We start from the raw sequence: 23,476 nt of genomic DNA on the forward strand, positions 1-23,476 counted from the left end.
CCAGGGGCCCGAAACTCAGGGTCGAGCCGCTTCATGGGTCGAAAGTTCGGCCCCTGGGAGTGCAATGCCTCTCCCCCGCCGCAACCGCGATGGCGGCCGCCTCGGGCCCCTATCGTTCCCCTGTTCCCGCACGTATCGCGCAGTGGTCAGTGGATACGCCGTCGGACCTCGCCGCCAACGTCGAGGAAGCGGCAGCCGCACTCAGCAGATTCGACCGCTACTCGGCGCAGGTCCTCGGACCGTCGGTCCCCGCGCTCGGCCCGATAGCGGCCATCCTCCTGCGTACCGAATCTGCGTCTTCCTCCCAGATCGAGAACCTCACGGTCGGCGCACGACAACTGGCGCTTGCTGAACTCGACCAGTCGCGGTCCACCAACGCCCGTGCCGTGGTTGCCAACGTCCGGACCATGGAGGCCGCGCTCCGACTCGCCGATCGATTCGACACTAACGCGATCCTCCAGATGCACCGGACATTGCTGATCGGTCAGGCAGGGGCCGAGATCCACGCCGGACAGTGGAGGGATCAGCTCGTATGGATCGGTACCTCCAGCGTCAGCCCACGTGGAGCAAGCCATGTGGCACCTCAGGCTCCGCTCGTGCCGGCCGCGATAGACGACCTGGTGCAGTTCACCCGTCGGAACGATCTCCCCATCCTCGTCCAGGTGGCGATCGCCCACGCACAGTTCGAGAACATCCATCCCTTCGTCGACGGCAATGGGCGGACTGGACGGGCCATGATCCATGCCCTACTCCGCGCCAAGGGGCTCGTCACGAGTACGACGGCGCCCGTGTCGGCCGGGCTCCCGCTGCGCACCGAACAGTACTTCGACGCCCTGGATGCCTGCCGCGCCGGCGACGCACGCCCGATCGTCGAACGGTTCGCCGACGCGGCCCGGTTCGCTGCGTCATCGGGCAGTCGTCTCGTCGACGACCTCGCGGCACAGATCGAGGCCCCAAGCGAGCAACTGTCCGGGCTGCGCCGTCATGCTCTCGCGTGGCGGGTCCTTCCCCATCTCATTGCTCATCCAGTGATCAATGCCCGCTTCCTCACCGAGACCCTCGGCATGGCAGATCAGAGTGCGCAGAACGCCCTGCGACAACTCGCCGACGCCGGTGTCCTCGCGGAGTGCACAGGTCTCCGCCGGAACCGCGTGTGGCAGCACATCGGCATCCTCACGATCCTCGACCAGTACGCACAGAGGTTGATCCGCCGCTGAAGCCGGCTCGGTGAGTGAGTGACGCTCAGCGCCGAGATTCTCAGCGTCCCGAACTACTGAGCGCCTCACTCTCCTCATCGGTCAGCAGCCGCGACCGGATCAGGAACCGTAGCCCCTCGGGTGCCTCGACGCTGAACCCCGCGCCTCTGCCCGGCACCACGTCGATCGTCAGATGGGTGTGCCGCCAGTACTCGAACTGCGTCCGGCTCATCCAGACCGGCACAGTGAACAGCGAGTCTGTGAACGTCGACTCAGACACTGCACCCGACCGACCCCCAGACTCCGCACCCGCCCCGGCCTGCACCACCAGATCACCCAGGTGCACATCCGCCTCGGAGGTGAGGAAGTCGCCCTGCGGGTAGCACATGGGCGACGACCCGTCACAGCACCCACCGGACTGGTGGAACATCAGCTCCCCATGCCACTCCCGCAACCGCACCAGCAGGTCGGCAGCGGCCTGGGTGAGATCCACCCGCTGGGCCTCGACCTGCGGGAGGTGACCTGCGCCGTCGTGATTCATCGCATGCCTCTCGTGGAAGCCGGTGCGCAGGCGAGGTTCATGCCCGGCCGCCTGCGCACCCGGCAGATCAGAAGAAGCCCAGCTTCTGCGGGGCGTAGGAGACCAGCAGGTTCTTCGTCTGCTGGTAGTGGTCGAGCATCATCTTGTGGTTCTCCCGGCCCACACCCGAACCCTTGTACCCACCGAACGCGGCGGCCGCGGGGTAGGCGTGGTAACAGTTCGTCCACACCCGCCCGGCCTGGATGGTGCGCCCCGCCCGGTAGGCCGTGCCCGCCTCGCGCGACCACACGCCGGCACCGAGACCATAGAGGGTGTCGTTAGCGATCTTCATGGCGTCGTCGAACTCGTCGAAGGAGGTGACCGAGACGACCGGGCCGAAGATCTCCTCCTGGAAGATCCGCATCGCGTTGTTGCCCTCGAAAATGGTCGGGGTCACGTAGTAACCGCCGGCGAGCTCACCGCCGAGGTCGGCACGCTCGCCGCCGGTGAGTACCCGCGCCCCCTCCTGCTTGCCGATGTCGATATAGGAGAGGATCTTCTCGAGCTGGTCGTTGGAGGCCTGGGCGCCGATCATGGTCTCGGTATCCAGCGGGTTGCCCTGCTTCACGGCCTTGGTCCGCTCCACGGCGTCACCGAGGAACTGGTCATAGATGTCGGCCTGGATCAGTGCCCGGGAGGGGCAGGTGCATACCTCGCCCTGGTTGAGGGCGAACATGGTGAAGCCCTCGAGCGCCTTGTCGTAGAAGTCGTCCTGTGCGGACGCCACGTCGGAGAAGAAGATGTTCGGGCTCTTCCCACCGAGCTCGAGGGTGACCGGGATGATGTTCTGGCTGGCGTACTGCATGATCAGCCGGCCCGTGGTGGTCTCCCCCGTGAACGCGATCTTCGCGATCCGCGGCGAGCTCGCGAGCGGCTTGCCCGCCTCCACCCCGAACCCGTTCACGACGTTCACCACCCCGGGTGGCAGCAGGTCACCGATGAGGTCCATCAGCAGCAGGATCGAGGCCGGTGTCTGCTCGGCCGGTTTGAGCACCACCGCGTTCCCGGCCGCGAGCGCCGGAGCGAGCTTCCACGTGGCCATCAGGATCGGGAAGTTCCACGGGATGATCTGCCCGACCACGCCGAGTGGCTCGTGGAAGTGGTAGGCGATGGTGTCACCGTCGATCTCGGAGATCGAGCCCTCCTGGGCGCGGATGGCGCCGGCGAAGTAGCGGAAGTGATCGATCGCCAGCGGGATGTCGGCAGCGAGGGTCTCGCGCACCGGCTTGCCGTTCTCCCACGCCTCGGCCACCGCGATCTTCTCGAGGTTCGCCTCCATCCGGTCGGCGATCTTGTTCAAGATGTTCGCCCGCTCGGTCACGCTGGTTCGGGCCCACGCAGGTGCGGCACCGTGGGCGGCATCGAGTGCAGCCTCGATGTCCTCGGCGGTGCCGCGGGCCACCTCGGTGAAGGTCTGACCTGTGACGGGGCTGGGGTTCTCGAAGTACTCGCCCTTTGCCGGCGGCAGGTACTCGCCGCCGATCCAGTGGTCATACCGAGAGCGGTACTCGACCACGGAGCCCTCCGTTCCCGGGGGTGCGTAGACAGTCATGGGGATGTGCCTCCTCGCAGTCCTCACGAGCGCGTCCTCGCGCCCGCGTGTGAGCACGGTAGGGCGGCGGGGGTTGCATCCACGTTGCAGTGACGCGACCGACACAGATGCGTGGAGCCGCACACACTGTTGCCGCGCCGGTACGCCGCCGTGTCGGTCCGGTCAGCGAAGGGTGGCGGCACGCCAGCGGCAGCACCGGCGAGGGCCCCCGAAGGGGCCTGCGCGATCAGGCGAGATCGGTCTCGAGAACGCTCAGATGAGCGAGAGCCCGGACGGCCTGCGGGCTTCCCGGGGCGGCCGCCGTCAGCAGAGCCCGCCAGGCCGGCAGGTCATCGCGCCCGTCGATCGCCTGCGTCCAGCGATCCAGTGCCTCCACCGATCCCGAGGTCACGACGGCGGAACGCACCTCTGCGGACAACTCTGCCCGGATCCGCTCCACCCCGGGCGCCACGGAGCGGGGCAGCACTGGCGCCCGATAGGCGCTCGCGGCCGCAGCCACGTCCCCTGCAGCGAGGTGGCTGCGCACTCGCTGAATGTCAGTGCACAGTGATCGGGTCAGCCGGTAAGGGCGAGATCCGGCCAGCAATCCCTCCGGCAACTGGCGGCCCACACGCCGCAGGCGCGAGATCTCCGCCCGGACTGTCACCTCCGACAGCTCCCGGCTGTCCAGCTGAACCGCCAGCTCCTCACCGGTGAGCCCGTCCGGATGCTCGGAAAGAAGAGTCAGGATCTCGGCGTGCCGAAGGGAGAGGTGAGGGTCGCCGTCGGGGGTGTGCAGGAGCGGATCGCCGAGCAGGCGCACCTCGGTGCGGTCGGGCTCGAAGACATGGGGAGAAGTGGCGGCGAGTTCGCGTTCGATCGTTCCCGCGGCAGCCCGGACGAGGGAGAGCATCATGCGTGAGCCGGCCGGTTCACCGCCAGTGATATCGAGTACCCCGAGCACGCGGCCGGTGGGATCGTGAATCGGAGCGGCCACGCAGTTGAGGGAGCGCACCGGACGCGCGAAGTGCTCGGCCCCGAGAACCTGCACGGCCCGGCGGGTGGCGAGCGCGGTGCCCGGGGCGTTGGTGCCCACCTGCTCCTCCCGCCAGAGCGCGCCCTCGACGAAGCCGACCCGGTCGACCGTGCTGCGGGTGCCATGGCTTCCCTCGACCCACAACAGCCGACCGACGTCGTCGGAGACGGCGACCACGAGACCGTCGCTGGCGGCAGCCCCGACCAGCAGCTCCCGCACCACGGGCATCACCCCCGCGAGCGGGTGCTGGCTGCGATAGGCATCGAGGTCATCGCCGGGCAGGCCGAGGATGGCAGTGGCCGACTCCGGGTCCAGGCCACTGCCACGTGAGCGCCGCCACGAGTCAGCCACCACGGGGTCCACGAAGGGCGGAAGCTCGCCGGAGCCGAGGAACGCGTCCATTGCGGCCTGGACCGACCTGGCGTCGTGGCGCACAGGCAGTATGTCCTGCACGCGGCTCCCGCGCGTGGGAACGGGCCTCGCCCTCGACGCCATGTCTCTGAGGGTAGATGACGGGTCCGGCACCTGCCAGCACTCAGCCCGGCGCAGGCTTCCGGAGGCTCCCCACGGCCCAGGGAACGGTCCGTGCCGACTCTGCACATGTCGAACGCTGACCTGTTCGGCATTCGTTTCGCCGGACGCCGAACAATCCAGCGTTCGACGACGGGTGGTACCTGTCAGGGGGTGGGCAGGAACGGGTGCCACCCGTTCAGCCAGGGGAACGGCACCGTGGCCAGTACCGAGGCGACCACACCTGCGATGAGGAAGGCCCACCCACCGGTGAGTCGCCGATCCTGGTCCTCGGGGTTCGGGACCGGCTCGCGCTCGGCCGAGGCGAGACGCGCGCTGTGCCACAGCGGGCGTGGTTCGAACAGCAGGAACGCCAACCAGAGCACCGGGATGGCGGCGCCGAGCCAGAACCAGGCCCATCGGGTGGCAAACCAGGGTTGGGGCCCGGTGGCAAGCACGATCAGGATGCCGGCACCGGCGAATAGGGCTGGGAGCGTGGACCAGCCGCCCATCAGATTGGCGAGCCAGCCGTCGTTGTCGATGAATCCGGCTGAGGGAGAGATGATCGTCACGGCGACGCCGTCGGCGTGTGCCCGCTCCACGAGCCCGGCTGCTTCGTCGACGTCCTCACGCCAGCTGTATTCATAGCGAGCGTAGGAGTCGAACGGGCCGGCATCCCACCGGACGGCGAACGTCCCCTCGGCCTGGTCGGCAGGACGTTCGATGGTCATCGCCGACACGTCACCCGTAGCGAGGTCGGCCTGCAATTCGTCGAGCGAGCTGGCATGCGGACGAGTGACTTCGTTGCTACCGGCCACGACGAGCAGCACCAGCAACAGGATCCGCACCACCACGCGCGTCATCGGCGAGGCGCCGGCCGGTGCCGTACGCGTCTCGTCAGACACTCTCCCGTTCGCCCTTACCCCTTGCGACTCCTGGACCTGGCCCCCATACATCCATCCACGGTACCGCCGCTGATCCGAGCCGGCGAGCGAACCGCGATGAACGCGCTCGTGGACCAGCGCACCACGGCCGAGTCGTAGCGCGCCCGGGCCACTCCTCGTTCATCGGGCACCCTCGCACACCCTGGCCGCCCCTCGTCCACCGGGCCCGAAGTTCAGGGACAACCCCGAGAAGGGGCCGAAAGTTCGGCCCGCGGAGGGGCTGAGCGTCCGACTGGCAGCAACCATCCGACCCGTCAGCGCTCCAAGGGCCCGAAGTTCGGGGTCAAACCCGAGAAAGGGTCAATAGTTCGGCACGTGGACGGGCCGCTGGGGCCGCTGAACAGGTGGGAGCGCCGGACGGCGGGATGGCCCCGATCAGCGCTCGGCGACGGGCACGTAGTCCCGGGCCGCGTAGCCCGTGTACACCTGGCGCGGGCGGCCGATCTTCGTGGTCGGGTCGTTCATCATCTCGCGCCACTGGGCGATCCAGCCCGGCGCCCGGCCGACGGCGAACAGCGGGGTGAACATGTTCGTGGGGAAGCCCATGGCCTTGTAGATCAGGCCGGTGTAGAAGTCCACGTTCGGGTAGAGCTTGCGCTGGATGAAGTAGTCGTCGGAGAGGGCGATCTCTTCCAGGCGCATGGCGATCTCGAGCTGTTCGTCGCTCTTGCCGAGCTTCTTAAGCACGGTGTCGGCCACGCTCTTGACGATCGCGGCGCGCGGGTCGTAGTTCTTGTACACCCGGTGGCCGAAGCCCATCAGGCGTACGCCCTTCTCCTTGTTCTTGACGCGGGTCATGAACGTGTCAACGTCGTCGTCGCTGGACTGGATGTCATTCAGCATCGCCAGCACGGCCTCGTTGGCCCCGCCGTGCAGCGGGCCGGAGAGTGCGCCGATACCCGCCGAGACGCTCGCGTACAGGTTCGCGTGCGCAGATCCGACGATCCGCACGGTGGAGGTGGAGCAGTTCTGCTCGTGATCGGCGTGCAGGATCAGCAGCAGGTTGAGGGCCTTCACGAGCTCCGGGTCGGTCTCGTACCCGCCACCATTGGCGAAGCTCATCCGCAGGAAGTCCTGGACGTAACCGAGGGAAGTGTCGGGGCCGATCATCTCCTCACCACGGGAGCGGCGGAAGGCGTAGGCGGCGATCGTGGGCAGCTTCGCCAGCAGCAGCACCGTGGCCAGCTCGACCGCCTCGGGGTCGAACGGGTCGACGCTCTCCGGGTAGTAGCCGGGCAGCGCGGACACGGCCGAGGAGAGCACCGCCATCGGGTGCGCGTCCTGCGGGAAGGCGCCGATCAGGGCCTTGAAGTTGTCGTGCAGGTGCGTGTGGCGCTCGATCCGCTCGGTGAACGCCGAGAGCTCGGACTCGGTGGGCAGTTCGCCCTTGATCAGCAGGTAGGCGACCTCGAGGAAGGAGGACTGCTCGGCCAGCTGCTCGATCGGGTATCCGCGGTAGCGGAGGATGCCGGCGTCACCGTCGATGTAGGTGATCTTCGACTCGCAGCTCGCGGTGTTCATGAACCCGGAGTCGAGGGTGACCAGGCCGGTCTCCTTGAGCAGGTTCGAGATATGGACGCCGTCGTTGCCCTCCACTGCCGGGACGCGCGCGAACTCCAGTTCGTGGTCGTCCACACGGAACGTGGCGGGGGTGAGAGTGGCGTCGGACATGGGCGTCCCTTCCTAGCGTCAAGAAGATCGTCTCTTCGGGCTCCCAGTCGAGTCCGATAGCAAAGATTCCCTACACAACGTACCTGCGGATCATGGCGATCGGGAAATCTTCGTAGGTATCCCTCATCACAGGCGTCATCACCGGGCCAAGCGGTCCACAGCCTGGTCGATCTGCGCGTCCGGCGCGGTCAGCGCCATCCGTACATGGTCATCGCTGACAGCCCCGTAGAACTCGCCCGGACCCACGAGGATCCCACGCTCGGCGAAGTCGCTGAGCATCGACCAGCAGTCCCCGCCGCCGTCAGCAGGTCGTACCCACAGGTACAGGCCGGCTTCGGAGTGGTCCACGGCGTAGCCCGCTCCGGTCAGGGCCTCCAGCAGAGCCTCCCGACGGCGCAGGTACCGCCCGCGCTGCTGCTGCACATGCATGTGGTCACCCAGGGCGGCGATCGTGGCGGCCTGCACCGGTGCCGGCACCATCATCCCCATGTGCCGGCGCAGCTGCAGAATGCCGTGCACCAGGGCCGCGTCACCGGCGGCGAAGGCAGCCCGGTAGCCGGCGAGGTTGGACTGCTTCGACAGCGAATACACCACCAGCAGACCGGTGTGGTCTGCCCCGCTGACATCCGGCTGCAGCAGGCACGGCACACCACTGGACGGTTCGGTCCAGGGCTGGACCCACGGCAGCTCGGCGTAGCACTCGTCCGAGGCGACCACTGCACCCAGCTCACGTGCCGCCGTCACCACCCCCCGCAGGTGCTCGGCGCCGAGCACTGCGCCGGTGGGGTTGGAGGGCGAGTTCACCCAAACCAGACGCACGGCCGGGTTACCCGCCCAGGCTGCGACGTCATCGGCCACCAGCACCTGCGCCCCGGCCAGGCGTGCCCCGACGGCGTAGGTCGGGTAGGCCACGGACGGCACCACGACGATGTCGTCGGGCCCCAGGCCGAGAAGCGAGGGAAGCGTGGCGACCAGTTCCTTCGACCCCACCGTCGGTAGCACACCCTCAGGATCGAGGTCTGGCACACCGCGCCGCTCACGGAACCACGAGGCCACGGCCTCGCGCAGGGCAGGGGTGCCGTGCGCCGTCGGATATCCGGGGGCATCGGCGGCGGCCGTCAGAGCATCCCGCACCACCTGCGGGGTCGGGTCCACCGGCGTCCCGATCGACAGGTCCACCAGACCGCCCGGATGCCGGCGGGCACGGTCCCGGAAGGGAACGACCGCATCCCAGGGGTAGGCGTCGGTGAGCTGGACGAAGCCCACGAGGACTACTCGCCCTGCGGCGGCAGCGCGCTGATGATCGGGTGGTCCTTGGGGATCAGGCCGAGCTTGGCGGCGCCGCCAGGTGAGCCGATGTCGTCGAAGAAGTCGACATTCGCCTTGTAGTACTCGGCCCACTGCTCGGGCACGTCGTCCTCGTAGTAGATCGCCTCGACGGGGCAGACCGGCTCGCAGGCACCACAATCCACGCACTCGTCGGGGTGGATGTACAGGGACCGTTCACCCTCATAGATGCAGTCGACCGGGCACTCGTCGATACAGGCCTTGTCCTTGACATCCACGCAGGGCTGCGCGATCACGTACGTCACGGGCGATTCCTTCCATCACGGGGGCACTGACCCGGTCAGAGCCAGGCCAGATGCGGTGAGCACCGCAGTGCACCGGCATGCTCTGTCTAGTATCCAGCATGAAGGCCCTGCCTTGCGATCTGAGCACCGATCCACTCCGAGGAATGAGACACATCGATGGTTGACCGCTCTGCCGAACCACCCCATTGGCGAACCTGGCGGGCCGGCGAACGCGTCGTGGTGCGGTTCCGGATACCCGAAGGCGGCCTGACCGATGCGCTCGGCGAGCTGCTGCGGGTTGACGATTCCGGTGTCGAGGTGGAGACCCGGCGGGGCGCGGTCACCGTACCCGCGGAGGCAATCGTGCTCGCGAAGCGGGTACCGCCGCCTCCACCGCGGCGCCGGTGACCGCGCTCAGGGCGAGGCGCTAGTCCTCGCTGGAATCCTCGCTGGGTTCCTCGGTCGGCTCTTCCCCGCAGATCACGCGGTTCCAGGGCGAGTAGGTGTGGCTGTAGGAGTCGTCCTCGACCACCTCACCATCGCGGGTGACCGTGCGGCTGACGGTCACGCTGAATCCCTGCTGGCCGCCGGGCTCGGCGTGACACTGCGGGTCGGGGTTGTAGAGCGTCTGCGGCTGGGTGAAGTTGTACCGGCCGCTGACGTCGATGTTCACGTCGAAGACGTCGGTGCCCCACATCGTGACCACCACGTGGGAGTCGGTGACATAGGCCTGGATCAGCACCCCGTAGCCGGTGTTGTTCTCGAACACCATGTCGATGCTGGGGTCGAAGACTGTCGCCTCGCGGCCCTCCGGGTAACGGGAGAACCAGCGCGAGTGCGGCTGGTGGGTGATGTCGGTCAGCCCGGACTCATACGCCGCGTTGAACGTGGTGGTGGACACCTGCGAGAGGCCGCCACCGATGGCGTCACTGTGGAAGCCGTTCACTACCACCCCCGAGACGGTGTAGCCGTTGGCGGTGCTGATCGGCCGCAGCGCCTCCAGCAGCGAGAACTGCTCGTCGGGTTTCAGCAGGGTGCCGTTGATGTGGGAGGTGCCGGCGATCAGGTTCTCGGTGCGAACGGGGTCGGAGGGGTAGGGCGTGCGGTAGGTACCGATCACCTCGGTCACCCCGAGCGCCTCCGCGTCCTCGGTGGAGAACTCCGGTTCCGTCTGCGCCAGCTCGACGGCGGCCGTGCGCTCCTCGGCATCGCTCGCCACCGCAGCGCTCGCCACCGCGTCAGCCAGCTCGGCCGGGTCCAGGCCGGTCCCGGTGACGGCCGGGATGATCGTGGGCTCACCGCCCTCGAGCACGATCTGAGCGTCCTGCGGGCTCTCGCCCACGGACGGCACGCGTTCGGTGATGAGGTTGGCGAGCGGTTCACCATCGAGCACCAGCGTCAGAGTGGATCCGTCTGCCTGCATGGCGGCGGCAGCTGCCACCTCGGCCGCGCTGAGTTCCGTCGTCTCGCCGTTGACCTCGACGGTCACCGGTCCGGAGAGCATCGGTTCGACCTGGGTCGTCATCGCGTCCTCGATGACGGCATCGTCGATGGTCGGCGTCAGAACGGTGGCGGGGAGTTCGACGGTGCCGTCGGCGGTGAGCCATTCCTCGGCCAGGACCTCGGCGGCGCCGTCGACGTCGAGGCCGGTCCCGTCGACGGGCTCCGTGATCACCGGCTCGCCGTCGGTGAAGTCGATCGCCCCCTCGACCGGGGGTTCGTCGAGGTTCTCAGCCAGTCCGCGCAGCGCGCCGGTGAGAGCCTCATCGTCGACGTCGAGAACCGGCGGCTGCTCACCCATCCCGAACAGGTGCCCGAAGACCCTCCGCGGGTCGAGGGTGAAGCCGGTGACGGAGTCGACGGTAGCGGCGGTGTCCAGCGCAAGGCCCGCACTGGTGGGATCGACCTCGGCGGTGATCTGACCGAAGGAGACGTCCACGGGTGCGGTGGTCTCCTCGGCGAGCCCTTCGGTGAGGACCCGTTCGGCCTCGTCGATCGGCAGGCCGGAGATGTTGACGCCGGCCACCGTCGTGTCGCCTGGTACCCGGTCGCCGAGGTACCAGGCGCCGGCCACGTACCCACCGCCGAGCAGCACGAGTGCACCGGCGGCGATGAGAACAGCGCGGCGCCCGCGGCGCCGCTTCTTCTTGGTGGGTGTCACGTCGGTCTCGTCCGGGGTGGGGTCGGGCTGAGCCGGGAGCACGATGGTCTCGGGTTCGTCGGCAGAGATGTCAGCGTCGCGGTCCGGCTGAGGTTCGGGTTCGGGGTCGGGCTCAGAATCCGGCGCGGGGGCGGGCTCGGGTTCAGGTTCCGAGGCAGGGTCGGTCTCTGGTTCCGAACCGATGTCAGAATCGAACTCTGGCTCCGGCTCACCCTCACCCTCCGGCTCCCCCTCAGGATCGAGCTCCGGTTCAGGCGCAGCCTCGACCTCAGGGTCCGGTTCGGTCCCGTCGGATTCGGGCTCGGGCTCGGGCTCGGATTCGGATTCGGGCTCGAACTCACCCTCCGGTTCAGACTGGTCGTCGGGCAGCGCCTCCGCAGGCTGGTCGGACGCGCCATCGCCCGGCTCCGCACCGGTCTGCGCCTGTTCCGGATCCGTCCCCTCGTCCGGCTCCGGCGTCTCCTCGTCCCGCACACTCACGCCCTTCTGTTCGCCCCCGTCGTCTACGGCCGCCCGGCGCAGTCTATCGACGCAATCACGCTACTAGCTGTGACCATGCCCACCCCAACGGTCACAGCATGGTCACAACGTCTCGCGGTGGCAGTCAGTCGATGGTCATCATCCGGCTCATCCGGTGCACCAGCGCCCCGGTACGGTCAGACTGCGTCCCTGACGCCAGAACCCTGCCCACAACCACGTCGTGCGAGCCGGCCTCCTGGATCCACTCCGTCTCGGCCTCCACCCAGGCGGCCGCGCTGTCGAGGATCGCCGCGCCGCTGTGCTCCCCACGGTGAAAGGCCACCTGGTCGAGCTGCCCGCGCGTAGGCCGGCCCGGGCTGGCCAGCCACTCCGCCTCCGACCGGCCGGATCTGCTCACCACGCTCACTGCCCAGCGGGTCACCGACTCCAGCGCCTCCCGCAACCTCGAATCCTGGTGCACGCAGAACAACACGGTCGGAGGTTCCAGCGAGACCGAGACGACGGAGGTCGCCGTGATCGCGATGTCGTGCCGGTCTTTGGCGGCCACCACGCAGACGCCGGAGGTCAGGCGGGCCATCGCCGTCCGGAACTTCTCAACGTCCGTCACGGAACCACCTCGCAGGAAGCAGTCCCGGAACTGCGGTCATCAGCACAGCCCCCAGCAACCAGATCGTGCCGATCGCCTCGTCCGTGACGACCACATCACCGCCGGGACGCACATACGCCAGGGCGATCACCGTGGCAGCTACCGCGACGGCGTGCACGATCACCCCGAGCCGGTCGGCAAAACTCCGGCTCAAGGTACCCGAGGCGACGATCGCCAGAAGAGCCAGCACCAGGCCAAACGGGGACTCCCATCGGTGGAACGCCGTCGTGGCAGCTGCCATCACCACCCCGAGGACGGCAGTGAAGGCGCGCATCAGCACCGCATACCAGGCCGGCACCTCCTCGTCGTGCTCGCCAGGGGCCATCACGGGCGAGGCCTCACCGTTCCCCTCCAGCGGCTCAGCCGCCGCGAGCGCACCGCGCAACGCGGTTGTACTGCCCCAACCCGGAGCCACGGTCAGGCCCACGTGGGCCGAGAACGGCTGCAGTACCTCGTTGCTCAGGGCGAACCACCCGAGCGCGCCACCCCGCTCGGAGTGCCCGTCGGCGGATTCGCCCTCGATCTCCGCGAGCAACTGGGCGTCCTGGACCTGACTGCGGTGTGCGCGCATCGCTGCCGCGACACGATCGGCTACACCAGCGGTGTCCACCACCAGGTCCACCTGCGCATCCGGGCGCACGATGGTCGCCATCTCAGCGTCCGGATCAGCGACCGTCAGCGCCCGGCCGAGGCTTGTCAGGCGAGGCCGGGACGGCGTCGTGGCCAGCCATGCGGCAGCAGCCCGCGCGGACGACTCCGGCCGCACCACCCAGGCAGCCACGGGCACACGCCACGGGTCAAGACCAACGCACGGGTCGTCGTCGGCGATCGGTTGGAGTTGTTCCTCGGCGGCCAGTTCGAGACTGTGCCGCATCAGCTCGTGCATCCGGATGTGATCGGGATGGCCGTAGCCCCCGCCCGGTTCGTCGGAGAGGACCAGGTGGGGTCGCAGCCGGCGGATGTGCGCAGCCAGCAGGCGAGCGGCCACCTCGGAATCCTGCGTGGTGAGAGCGTCGCGCCCGGCGGCGGGGTCGGGGATTGCGCGTATGCGGGAGTCGCCGTCCCACTGCATCCCGGAGTCGGTGTAACGCTCCCGACGGCGTCCGGCCACCCCCGGAAGAGCGTCCAGGAAGGTGTGGCCCGCCACACCCAACGCATCGAGCGCCCCGGCGAGCTCGGCCACGCGCACCTCGGCCAAGGCAGGGCCGTCACCCTCCAGGTGGGCGATGTCGCCAGGGATCACCTCACCGCGCTCACCCCGGTTGGCGGTGACCACATGCACCTCGGCCCCGCGAGCGAGCCAGGCGAGGATCCCGCCGCCGGTGAGGGTCTCATCATCGGGATGGGCGAAGCCGGCGAGCACGCGCAGCCGCTCCGGCTCCGGCGAGAAGGAAGTCACCACCCCATCTTCCCTCAGGACGGGCCGTGCTCCATCGCATGCACCTGACCGCAGCCCGTCCTGCGCTGACTGCACCGACCGGAGCGACACAGATGCGTCGAACCGCGCAGTGTGGTGCTGCACGAGGTCGCCGTTGTGTCGATGCTTTCACGAGCCGGCCTCAGGACTGCCGGCAGCGGGCGATCCCAGCTCTCCCCGCCTCCGCGGGCCTAATAATCGACCCCTGAGCGGTTCAGGGGTCGAATATTAGGCCCCTGAAGGGGGCTCGGCGCCCGCGGCTGCCGGTCAGCCCTTGCGCCGAGCGGCCTTGGTGCGCTCGTGCTGGTCGAGGATGACCTTGCGGATGCGCACCGACTCGGGCGTGACCTCCACGCACTCGTCGTCCCGGGCGAACTCGAGAGACTCCTCCAGGGTGAGCGTGCGCGGCGGGGTGAGGTTCTCGAACGACTCTGCCGTGGCGGAGCGGATGTTGTTGAGCTTCTTCTCCTTGGTGATGTTGACGTCCATGTCATCACCACGGGAGTTCTCACCGACGATCTGCCCCTCGTACACCTCGGAGGTGGGCTGGACGAAGAACGAGCCACGCTCCTGCAGGTTGAGCATCGCGAACGGCGTCGCCGCACCGGCGCGGTCAGCCACCAGCGACCCGGAGGTGCGGAACTCAATCGAACCAGCCCACGGCTCGTACCCCTCGGAGATCGAGTGCGCGATGCCGGTGCCGCGGGTGTCGGTGAGGAAGCGGGTCCGGAACCCGATCAGCCCACGCGCGGGCACCACGAACTCCATTCGGATCCAGCCGGTGCCGTGGTTGGTCATCGTCTCCATGCGGCCCTTGCGGGCAGCCAGCAGCTGGGTGACCGCGCCGAGGTACTCCTCCGGCACATCGATGGTCATCCGCTCCATCGGCTCGCAGAGCTTGCCGTCGATCTCGCGCGTGACCACCTGCGGCTTGCCGACGGTCAGCTCGAAACCCTCGCGGCGCATCTGCTCGACCAGGATCGCCAGGGCCAGCTCACCACGGCCCTGCACCTCCCAGGCGTCGGGACGCTCGGTCGGCAGCACCTTCAGCGAGACGTTACCGATGAGCTCGCGATCGAGCCGGTCCTTGACCTGTCGCGCGGTGACCTTCGCACCCTTGACCCGGCCGGCCAGCGGGGAGGTGTTGATCCCGATGGTCATCGAGATCGCCGGGTCGTCGACGGTGATCAGTGGCAGCGGGCGCGGGTCGTCCGGGTCCGTGAGGGTCTCACCGATGGTGATCTCCTCGATCCCGGCCACCGCGACGATGTCCCCGGCAGCGGCAGACTCGGCCGGTACCCGGTCGAGCGCCTGGGTGCGCAGCAGCTCGCTGATGCGCACGTTCTTCATGGTGCCGTCCTTGCGCGCCCAGGCGACGGTCTGGCCCTTCTTGATCGTCCCGCCGCGGATACGCAGCAATGCCAGCCGGCCCAGGAACGGGGACGCGTCCAGGTTGGTCACGTGCGCCTGCAGGGGCGCGTCGGCATCGTAGGTGGGCGCCGGGATCTTCTCCAGCACGGTCTGGAAGAGCGGCTCCAAATCCGGTGAGTCCGGCAGTTCGCCGTCACCCGGCTGGGTCAGGCTCGCCCGGCCGGCCTTCGCCGAGGCGTAGACGACCGGAACGTCCAGGACGGCGTCCAAGTCCAGGTCGGGGACGTCGTCGGACATATCGGAGGCGAGGGAGAGCAGCAGATCCTGGGTCTCCGAGACAACCTCCGAGATCCGTGCGTCCGGCCGGTCCACCTTGTTGACCACGAGGATCACCGGCAGGTGCGCCGCCAGCGCCTTACGCAGCACGAACCGCGTCTGCGGCAGCGGACCCTCGGAGGAATCCACGAGCAGCACCACACCGTCGACCATCGACAGTCCGCGCTCGACCTCGCCACCGAAGTCGGCGTGGCCGGGGGTGTCGATCACGTTGATGATGACCTGCGGATGGCCGGTGGAGGCGGCCGACGGCCCGGAGTAGGCGATCGCGGTGTTCTTGGCGAGGATCGTGATCCCCTTCTCCCGCTCCAGGTCGCCGGAGTCCATCGCTCGTTCGTCGACGTGGTCGTGATCGCCGAAGGCACCGGACTGCCAGAGCATGGCATCGACCAGGGTGGTCTTGCCGTGGTCGACGTGGGCCACGATGGCCACGTTGCGCAGGTCGGTGCGGGAAGCGAGGGTGGGCACACTCATTCAGGCGGTCGCTCTCAGGTGGGAAATGCGCCAAGATCACGGACCGGGCGCAGACGCGCGCCCGGCCGGGCGCTGGACCTCAGTGTACTGGTATGGGGCCGATCGCCCAGGCCCAGCGTGGGTAACCGCCATCACCACCCCACCGGCCCGGGCCGCTACAACTCCGTGCGCGGTCCCTTGCGGTGCTTCAGCTCGTACTGTTCCTCCGCCGCCAGCTCGGCGGCGGCTTCGGCGAGCAGCTGGTCACGGCGCTCGCGCCGCACCTTCTGCTCCGCGGGGTCGGGCACCGGTACGGCGGCAATGAGGCGCTGAGTGTAAGGATCCTGCGGGTGGTGCACGACCTGCGCGGTGGGCCCGATCTCAGCCAGCTTGCCATGGTGCATCACCGCGATCCGGTTGGAGAGCATCTCCACCACGGCCAGGTCGTGGCTGATGAACAGGCAGGCGAACCCGTGCTCGCGCTGCAGTTCGGAGAACAACTCCAGCACATTCGCCTGCACCGACACATCGAGTGCCGAGGTCGGCTCGTCAGCCACCAGGATCGTCGGCTCCAGGCTCAGGGCACGCGCGATGCCCACGCGCTGGCGCTGCCCTCCGGAGAGCTCGTGCGGGTAGCGGTTACGCATCGAGCGCGGCAGCTCCACCTGGTCGAGCAGCACATCGATCTTCTTGGTGAGTTCGGCGCCCTTGATCCCGGTGTGCAGGTACAGCGGCTCCCCGATCGACTCCCCGATCGGCAGCCGCGGGTTCAGCGAGGAACCCGGATCCTGGAAGACGATCCCGACCCGCTTGCGCAGGGCGCGCAGGTCCTTCGGCGAGATCCCGACCATGTCCCGGTCGTCGATCCGCAGGCTGCCACCCGTGACCGGCAGCAACCCGACGACGGCCCGCCCGATGGTGGTCTTACCCGATCCGGACTCCCCCACCAGTCCGACGACCTCCCCGGCACCGATGGTGAGGCTGACGCCGTCCACCGCCCGGAACGCCGGAGTACGTCCGCGCTTCGGGTACTCGATGATCATGTCCTCGGCGATCATCACCGGCTCACCGGTGACCGCTGCCGGCTGCTCGGGACGAGCCCCCGGAGCTCCTTCGCGCACCTCGGCAGCACTCACCCCGCCCAGGTGGGGCACGGCGCCCAGCAGCTCCTTGGTGTACTCGTGCTGCGGGCGGGAGAAAATCTCCTCGGCCGTGCCGCTCTCGACCACCTCACCGCGGCGCATCACGATGATCTTGTCCGCCATATCGGCCACGACACCCATATCGTGCGTGATCAGCACGATGCCGGAGTCGATGCGGTTGCGCAGGTCGCGCATCAGCTTGAGGATCTCGGCCTGCACGGTCACATCGAGCGCCGTGGTGGGCTCGTCGGCGATCAGTAGTTTCGGGTCGCATGCCAGCGACTGAGCGATCATCGCGCGCTGGCGCTGCCCACCGGAGAGCTGGTGCGGGTAGGAGTTGAACCGGGTGGCCGGGTCGGGCATCTCGACCAGGGTGAGGAGCTCGATCGCTCGTTCCTTCGCGGCGACCGGCCCCATGTCGAAGTGGGTGCGCAGCGTCTCCACGATCTGGAAGCCCACCGGGTAGACGGGGTTGAGCGCCGTCATCGGCTCCTGGAAAATGACGGCCATCTCGTTGCCGCGGATCCGCCGCATCGGTGCCCCGGTCAGGCCGATCAGCTCGGTCTCGCCGAGCTTCGCGCTGCCGGTGGCGCGTCCGTTCGCCGGGAGTAGGCCCAGCAGTGACATCGACGACTGCGATTTGCCGGATCCGGACTCACCGACGATCGCGAGCACCTCACCGGGGCGCACGTCGTAGGAGACACCGGTGGCCGCCGGGAACCACTCCCCCTCGACGAAGAAGTCGACGCTGAGGTCACGCACCGTCAGGATCGGAGCCGAGGTGGCGGTGGGCTGTTCCGGGGCGGTCTGCGTGCTCACGCGAGCAGCTCCTTCCTACGACGCCGGAGTCGGCCGGCGTGGCTAGCGGGTGAGACCATGTGGCGATGGGAGCCACTCTCACGTTCCGGTCCCCCGTCGGTCGCGCGCTCACCGTGGCGATCGGCGCGGCAGGGGTGCTGCTGGTCGGGTATGCGATGGTCCTGGACGGACCTCTCGCTCTGTGGCAGACGGGCCCGACGGCGTTGCTCGCCCTCGCCCTGGTGTGGGCCCTGTTCTGGGAACCCCAGGTGGAGGTCTCCGACGGCGGCATCACGGTGGTCAACATCCTGCGCACCGCGCATGTGCCGTGGCCGGAGTTCACAGCCGCGGAGACCCGTTGGTCGCTGGAGATCCGCGCCGGCGATCTGACGGTCACCGCCTGGGCGGTACCGGCCAGCAGTGGGACGGGAGCGCGCCTGGCCGCCCGTCGACGTGGACGTTCCGGCGACAGCGCCTCCGGATCGGGTGCCGAGGCTGCCGCGCTGGCCATCGCGGAGCGCCGTGCTGCACTGGCCGAGGCGGGGCATCTGCGTGGCGCCCGTCGTGGCGCTGTTCCCCCGCAGGTCACCTGGAATCTGGTGCCGGTCGTGATCCTGACCACGACGGCGGCCCTCGCCCTCGCGTCCTGGCTCACCACGGGCCTGCTCTGAGCAGGCGACACGCGGCTGCGCAGCCTGGGTGATCAGCCCGGGCTCAGGTCCTCTCACCGGCGCCGTCATGACGTCGCCACCGAGCTGCTCTGGTGCTCACGCCGGGCAGCCTTGGCCATGGCGCGGGCTGAGGGGAGGCGCTTCTGCCGTGGGTCGAAGGCATCCCGGAGGCCGTCACCGACGAAGTTGATGCACAGGGCGATGGTGATGATGAACAGACCAGGCCACCAGAACAGCCAGGGACGGGTGCTGAAGGAGCTCTGGTAGTCGCTGATCATCCGGCCCAGCGAGATCGACGGCTCCTGGATGCCGAACTCGAGGTAGCTCAGTGCCGTTTCGAGCAGGATGGCCGCACTCATGAGCAGCGTGACCGTCACGATGATCACACCCATCGCGTTGGGCAGAATGTGCTTGAAGATGATGCGCGAGTTGCTGGCTCCTGCCACGCGTGCAGCGTCGACGAACTCCCGCTCGCGGAGCGTCAGGAACTCCCCACGGACGAGGCGCGCCAGGGTCGTCCAGGTGATCAGTCCGAGCACCAGGGCGAGCGGAACGGCACTGGCGGAGCCCACCAGCTTGCCGAGCACGGCGCCGATCACCAGCAACGGCATGGTGATGAACAGGTCCGTGATCCGCATCAGGAGCGTGTCGGTGAACCCTCGGAAGAAACCGGAGAGGGCGCCGACGAGCACCCCGATCGCGGTGGCCACGGCGCCGACGACGACCATGATCACCAGGGAGGTCTGGATGCCCTTCATGGTGCGGGCGAAGATGTCCCGGCCGATGGTGTCCTGCCCGAACGGGTGGTTGCCGATCGCGAAACCCGCCTCGCTCCACGGCATCGTCATCGTCGGCGTACCACCGGCATTCTCGAGCGCCATCGTCTCGGCCGGGTTGTACTGCCACCAGCCACCGACGTACCACCCGAAGACGGGGAAGCCGATCGAGGTCAGCGCGAGCAGTGCAATCAGCACGAGTACCACGAGCGCGACGATCGCACCGCGGTGGTGGAAGAAGCGTTCGCGGACGATCTGGCCCTGCGACTTGCCCTCGACCGCCTTCAGCTCGATGGCGTTCTCGGCCTGCTCCGTGGGTTCAGGTTGGGAGGTCATGCGTTCACCCGGATCCGTGGGTCGAGGACGGCGTAGATCAGGTCGGCGACGATATTCGCCACGATGGCGAGGAACGCCACGATGATCAGATACGCCATCACCGGTTCGATGTCGTTGGTATTGAGGTGGCGGATGAACATCTGCCCCATGCCCGGTCGGTTGAAGATGTTCTCGGTGATGATCGCCCCGCCGATGAGCGTGATGATGTCGATCGGCACGATCGTGGCCATCGGGATGAGCGAGTTGCGGAACCCGTGCCGCATCACGACTGTGCGCTCGGTGAGTCCCTTCGCGCGGGCGGTACGGATGTAGTCCTGGTTCATCACCTCCAGCATGCTGCCGCGTGCGTACCGGGTGTATCCGGCGAAGGAGAGCAGCATCAGGGAGATGGTCGGCAGCAGCAGGTGGGTGTACTGATCGAGTGTCGTCACCCAGAAGTCACCCTCGAGGTTCGGTGTACGGTCACCGATGGTCGCGATCGGGCGGCCCCGGATGATGTTGGAGGCCATGTAGTCATCCCAGACCTGCATCACCCGGTCGATGAAGATGAGTGCCGCGACCGGTACAGCGGTCAGCGCACCGGTGCGGGCCGAGATGCGCCAGTCCGGCCCCCGGAACAGCAGACCGATACCGGCGCCGACGAGAGCCGCGAGCACGCCGAGCCCGAGCGCCGTCCCCCAGTTCATCAGGCCCCAGGCGCCCAGGTAGTAGAACCCGAACTGCATCGGGAAGTACAGCGCGACCCCCAGGACGGCGACCGTGAGTGAGGTGTAGAGCGCGCGGCGGTTGCGCAGCCCGCTGGAGAGGGTGGTCACCCCGAGCGCGAGGGCGAGCGCGCTGATCGTCAGCAGCAGCGGGCCGATGTTCGGCTGGCTCCACCAGTCGGTGAGCTGGATGTAGAGCAGGACGGCGAGCGTCACACCCGCAGCGCTACCGCCCACGGTCAGCCGTCTCTTGACGTCACCGCCGAAGGCCAGTGACCACAGCAGCCCCATGACCGCTGCGATCGCGGCCATCACCGGTATCGCGATGACCGGATCACGCAGGAAGTCGTTGTACCCGATGGCTCCCCACTGCTTGAGCAGCACCGCGATCCAGAAAGAGGGCAGCGAGTACAGCAGGAAGGAGAGGAAGGTGATCAGGTAGTCGAAGGTCGTGTATTGGCGCAGCGCCGAGACGATCCCGACGGCGATCCCAAGAAAGATCGCCAGGAATGTGGCAGCGGTGACCAGCTGGATGGTGGAGACGATCGCAGAGGCCAGGATGTCGGCGACGTCCCGACCGGTGGTCCACGCGGTACCGAGGTCGCCGGTGACGAAGGCACCCAGCCACCAGAGGTAGCGCAGCAGTACCGGGTCATTCAGGTTGAGCAGTTCGATGCGCTGCTCGATCTGCAGGTCTTTGCTCGGATCGGTGCTCAGCCTCAGATCTTCCAGCGGGTCGATCGTGAGATCGACCAGCAAGTACATGATCAGCGAGGACACGAACAGGATGCCGACGCCGATCAGCACGCGGCGCACGATGAAAGTCAGCATGGATGAAGGAACCTCGTCAGGCGGCTCGGTCGGCCGTAAGCCGGGGAGTCTACGCTGACTCTCTCCAGCGCGGGCGGCAATGGCCGAGCGGTTGCGGGCGGTGCGGGCAGCCCTGGGGGTGCCGGCCGCAGCCGGCACCCCCAGGTGTCACGTCAGGGACGCGATCAGGACTTAAGCGTCCTCACCATCCTCGTCGCCGGTCAGATCCGTCTCCCACTCCCAGAAGTTCCAGAAGATGGTCGGGGAGATGGAGATCGGGTCGATACCCTGCAGCCGGGCGTTGAAGCCGTGCACACCCGGGTGCTGGTAGAGGGTGACACCAAAGCCCTGCTCGACGAGGATCGTCTCGACCTCGGCGAGGATCTCGGCCTGGCGTGCCGCGTCGGTCGTGACGGCGAGCTCGTCGTACAGCTCGTCCACGCGCGGGTCGGCGAAGTCACCGAAGTTGTTCCCGCCGCCGTCCTCGAAGTTCGCCCGCGATTCGTTCACCGCGGTCGAGGTGGACTGCCAGCCGAACATCGAGGCGTCGTAGCCGCTCGCGTCGGCGAGCAGGGAGCCCCAGTCGCCGCTGGACTGGTCGATGATCTCGAACAGGCCGTCCTGCTGAACGGACTCGGTGATCAGTGCCAGCTGCTCCTGGCGCCGGACATTCTCCGCCGCGGTGAGCACGCGCACCTGCACCGGGGTCTCCACGCCGGCGTCTTCGAGGAGCTGGGCAGCACCCTCACGGTCGAGCTCGAGCGGGTAGAGCTCGTCCATCCCGTTCGCTTCGACGATCTGGTCGTAGTTCGGCGAACCGGGAATCGCTGTGTAGGACGACCGGACGTTGGCCTCCGGGTTGAGCGGGGTGACGATCCGGTCCACGATGTCCTGCCGCGGGATCAGCTTCAGGAACGCCTGACGCACGGCCAGGGCAGCGTCCTCGTCACCGTCGTAGGTGGCCGGGTCGAACGGGCCGCCGTTGGTGAACATCAGGTCGACGTGCTCGTAGACCGCGGCGTCATCGGTGATGACGTCGAAGTTCTCACCGAGGGCTTCCAGGGCCTGCAGCGTGTCGGCGCTGGCCTGCGGGGAGATGAGGTCCAGCTCGCCGTTCTCGAGGGCCTGGACCTGCGCCATCGGGTCTTCGCTGTAGCGGACCGTGATGGTCTCGATCTGCGGCTGGTGATCGCCGGTGTAGTTCTCGTTGGCCTCGAGCGTGACGTACTGGTCGCGCACGAAGTCGGTCATGATGTACGGACCGCTGGACAGGTACAGCGACTCGTCCTCTGGCAGGGTGTCGCCGAACGCGAAGCCGTTGTTCCAGAAGTCCGAGATCGGTGCGAGCGCCTCGGCGTCGTTGTTGACGACGGCGTCGACGAAGGCGTCCTTGGCCTCCTGCGGGTCCTCGATGTCGAGGGCGTGCATGGCGACCACGTGCGCCGGCACACCGACGTCCAGGTTGGACTCCCAGTCAGCGAACGGCTCGGAGTAGACGAAGGTGATCGTCTTGCCGTCCTCGGAGATCGTGGGGGTCTCCTCGATCAGGCTGATCGTGCCGGAGGTGAAGTTGAAGAAGACGTTGTTCTCGATCTCCTCCTGCGGCACCTCGTCACCGGCGTTCTCGGAGTCCTCCGGGTACAGCCAGACGACATTGCCCTCCTCGTCGAAGGACTGCACGAACGCGGCAGTGTTCAGGTGACCGCTGAGGGCCGCCCAGCTGAGCAGCATGTCAGAGGCGTCCACGGGGGTACCGTCCGACCAGGCGGCGTCATCGGCGAAGGTGTACTCGACCGTCAGCGGGTCCTCGCTGGTGACCTGGTACGAGGCGAAGGACTCGTTCGGGACGAGGTTGAGGTCGCCGTCGTAGTAGTTCACGTAGTCGTTCATCAAGTACCGGATGTTCGCGTTCGCGGTCGCGTTGCCGGTCGCGCTGTCCTCGTTGTACTCGTAGAACCCCTGGTTCCAGCCGACTGTCACGGCGGTGCCGGTGTCGAGTCCGGTACCTTCTCCGGACGTGTCGGGGGTATCGCACGCGCTCAGCACGAGCGCGCTGGCTGCCAACGTGGCAGCGACGGCGGTGATGCGCCTGATCTTCACAGTTCCTCCTTTGGATGGCGGGGGCTGCTCGCCCGGACTTGAGCCCGGATCGACCTGGTGGGTCGAACGAGCGGAGCGTTCGCCATGGACAACGGGAACTGTACACACGCCCCAGTGCGCGACGACCCACCCATGACAATCTTGTATCCGCATCGTTACCTAACGGACACCTGCCTGTCTATAGCCACCTATTGACCCCGCCATTGCACACGCAATCCCGCCCGCACGTTGCACGC

The 23,476-nt window shown here is 67.8% G+C and carries 18 protein-coding genes; 3 read left to right on the forward strand and 15 right to left on the reverse strand.

The genetic code is table 11. The features are described from left to right. Positions 1 to 149: 149 nt before the first annotated feature. Positions 150 to 1,217, forward strand: coding sequence for a Fic family protein (locus IM660_RS14395; RefSeq protein WP_246464965.1), 1,068 nt, complete (start codon positions 150 to 152; stop codon positions 1,215 to 1,217). 40 nt (positions 1,218 to 1,257) lie between these two features. Here IM660_RS14395 and IM660_RS14400 read toward each other — a convergent pair whose 3' ends face one another. The 7 genes from IM660_RS14400 to fdxA all read right to left on the reverse strand — a co-directional run bounded on the left by IM660_RS14400 (position 1,258) and on the right by fdxA (position 9,060). Next, a complete protein-coding gene (locus IM660_RS14400) occupies positions 1,258 to 1,737 on the reverse strand; it encodes a DUF779 domain-containing protein (RefSeq protein WP_193496511.1) in 480 nt (159 codons plus the stop codon). Positions 1,738 to 1,804: 67 nt separating this feature from the next. Continuing rightward, positions 1,805 to 3,328, reverse strand: coding sequence for an aldehyde dehydrogenase (adh, locus tag IM660_RS14405; protein WP_193496513.1), 1,524 nt, complete (start codon positions 3,326 to 3,328; stop codon positions 1,805 to 1,807). A gap of 226 nt (positions 3,329 to 3,554) precedes the next feature. Continuing rightward, on the reverse strand, positions 3,555 to 4,745 hold the full coding sequence (locus IM660_RS14410; protein WP_246464966.1) for a GAF domain-containing protein: 1,191 nt from the start codon (positions 4,743 to 4,745) through the stop codon (positions 3,555 to 3,557). A gap of 275 nt (positions 4,746 to 5,020) precedes the next feature. After that, entirely contained in the window at positions 5,021 to 5,758 is a 738-nt protein-coding gene (locus tag IM660_RS14415) for a hypothetical protein (RefSeq protein ID WP_193496517.1), read from the reverse strand. A gap of 414 nt (positions 5,759 to 6,172) precedes the next feature. Beyond that, positions 6,173 to 7,468, reverse strand: coding sequence for a citrate synthase (locus IM660_RS14420; protein ID WP_193496519.1), 1,296 nt, complete (start codon positions 7,466 to 7,468; stop codon positions 6,173 to 6,175). Between the two features lie 138 nt (positions 7,469 to 7,606). After that, complete coding sequence (dapC, locus tag IM660_RS14425; protein ID WP_193496521.1) at positions 7,607 to 8,734, reverse strand: succinyldiaminopimelate transaminase; 1,128 nt, start codon at positions 8,732 to 8,734, stop codon at positions 7,607 to 7,609. A gap of 5 nt (positions 8,735 to 8,739) precedes the next feature. Further along, entirely contained in the window at positions 8,740 to 9,060 is a 321-nt protein-coding gene (fdxA, locus tag IM660_RS14430) for a ferredoxin (RefSeq protein ID WP_193496523.1), read from the reverse strand. Between the two features lie 156 nt (positions 9,061 to 9,216). On the opposite strand from fdxA, the gene IM660_RS14435 reads away from it, so the two are divergent. Then, positions 9,217 to 9,447 (forward strand): putative acetyltransferase, encoded by a 231-nt coding sequence (locus IM660_RS14435; protein ID WP_193496525.1) that lies wholly within the window; start codon positions 9,217 to 9,219, stop codon positions 9,445 to 9,447. A 19-nt stretch (positions 9,448 to 9,466) separates the two neighbouring features. On the opposite strand, the gene IM660_RS14440 is transcribed toward IM660_RS14435, so the two are convergent. From IM660_RS14440 to IM660_RS14460, 5 genes are all read right to left on the reverse strand, one after another. Next, positions 9,467 to 11,680: a VanW family protein gene (locus IM660_RS14440; RefSeq protein WP_193496527.1), complete on the reverse strand. Its 2,214-nt coding sequence runs from the start codon at positions 11,678 to 11,680 to the stop codon at positions 9,467 to 9,469. 124 nt (positions 11,681 to 11,804) lie between these two features. After that, positions 11,805 to 12,287: a flavin reductase family protein gene (locus IM660_RS14445; RefSeq protein ID WP_193496529.1), complete on the reverse strand. Its 483-nt coding sequence runs from the start codon at positions 12,285 to 12,287 to the stop codon at positions 11,805 to 11,807. Beyond that, positions 12,274 to 13,725, reverse strand: a complete 1,452-nt coding sequence (locus tag IM660_RS14450; protein ID WP_193496530.1) for a PIG-L family deacetylase — start codon at positions 13,723 to 13,725, stop codon at positions 12,274 to 12,276. Before IM660_RS14450 ends, IM660_RS14445 begins: the two co-directional genes overlap by 14 nt. Positions 13,726 to 14,010: 285 nt before the next feature. Further along, positions 14,011 to 15,924, reverse strand: a complete 1,914-nt coding sequence (gene typA, locus IM660_RS14455) for a translational GTPase TypA (RefSeq protein ID WP_193496532.1) — start codon at positions 15,922 to 15,924, stop codon at positions 14,011 to 14,013. A gap of 155 nt (positions 15,925 to 16,079) precedes the next feature. Further along, positions 16,080 to 17,864 carry an ABC transporter ATP-binding protein gene (locus tag IM660_RS14460; RefSeq protein WP_193496534.1) on the reverse strand — a complete coding sequence of 595 codons (1,785 nt, stop codon included), beginning with the start codon at positions 17,862 to 17,864 and terminating at the stop codon, positions 16,080 to 16,082. 65 nt (positions 17,865 to 17,929) lie between these two features. On the opposite strand from IM660_RS14460, the gene IM660_RS14465 reads away from it, so the two are divergent. Next, positions 17,930 to 18,514: a PH domain-containing protein gene (locus tag IM660_RS14465; RefSeq protein WP_193496536.1), complete on the forward strand. Its 585-nt coding sequence runs from the start codon at positions 17,930 to 17,932 to the stop codon at positions 18,512 to 18,514. A gap of 65 nt (positions 18,515 to 18,579) precedes the next feature. Here the strand turns inward: IM660_RS14465 and IM660_RS14470 are convergent, their stop codons facing one another. From IM660_RS14470 to IM660_RS14480, 3 genes are all read right to left on the reverse strand, one after another. Continuing rightward, positions 18,580 to 19,626: an ABC transporter permease gene (locus tag IM660_RS14470; protein ID WP_193496537.1), complete on the reverse strand. Its 1,047-nt coding sequence runs from the start codon at positions 19,624 to 19,626 to the stop codon at positions 18,580 to 18,582. Further along, the gene (locus IM660_RS14475) at positions 19,623 to 21,161 is read right to left on the reverse strand and encodes an ABC transporter permease (protein ID WP_193496539.1); all 1,539 of its coding nucleotides are present in this window, start codon (positions 21,159 to 21,161) and stop codon (positions 19,623 to 19,625) included. Before IM660_RS14475 ends, IM660_RS14470 begins: the two co-directional genes overlap by 4 nt. Before the next feature lie 171 nt (positions 21,162 to 21,332). Beyond that, complete coding sequence (locus tag IM660_RS14480) at positions 21,333 to 23,240, reverse strand: ABC transporter family substrate-binding protein (protein ID WP_193496541.1); 1,908 nt, start codon at positions 23,238 to 23,240, stop codon at positions 21,333 to 21,335. Positions 23,241 to 23,476 lie beyond the last annotated feature (236 nt).

Source organism: Ruania alkalisoli, from assembly GCF_014960965.1.
GTDB classification, from domain to species: Bacteria; Actinomycetota; Actinomycetes; order Actinomycetales; family Beutenbergiaceae; genus Ruania; species Ruania alkalisoli.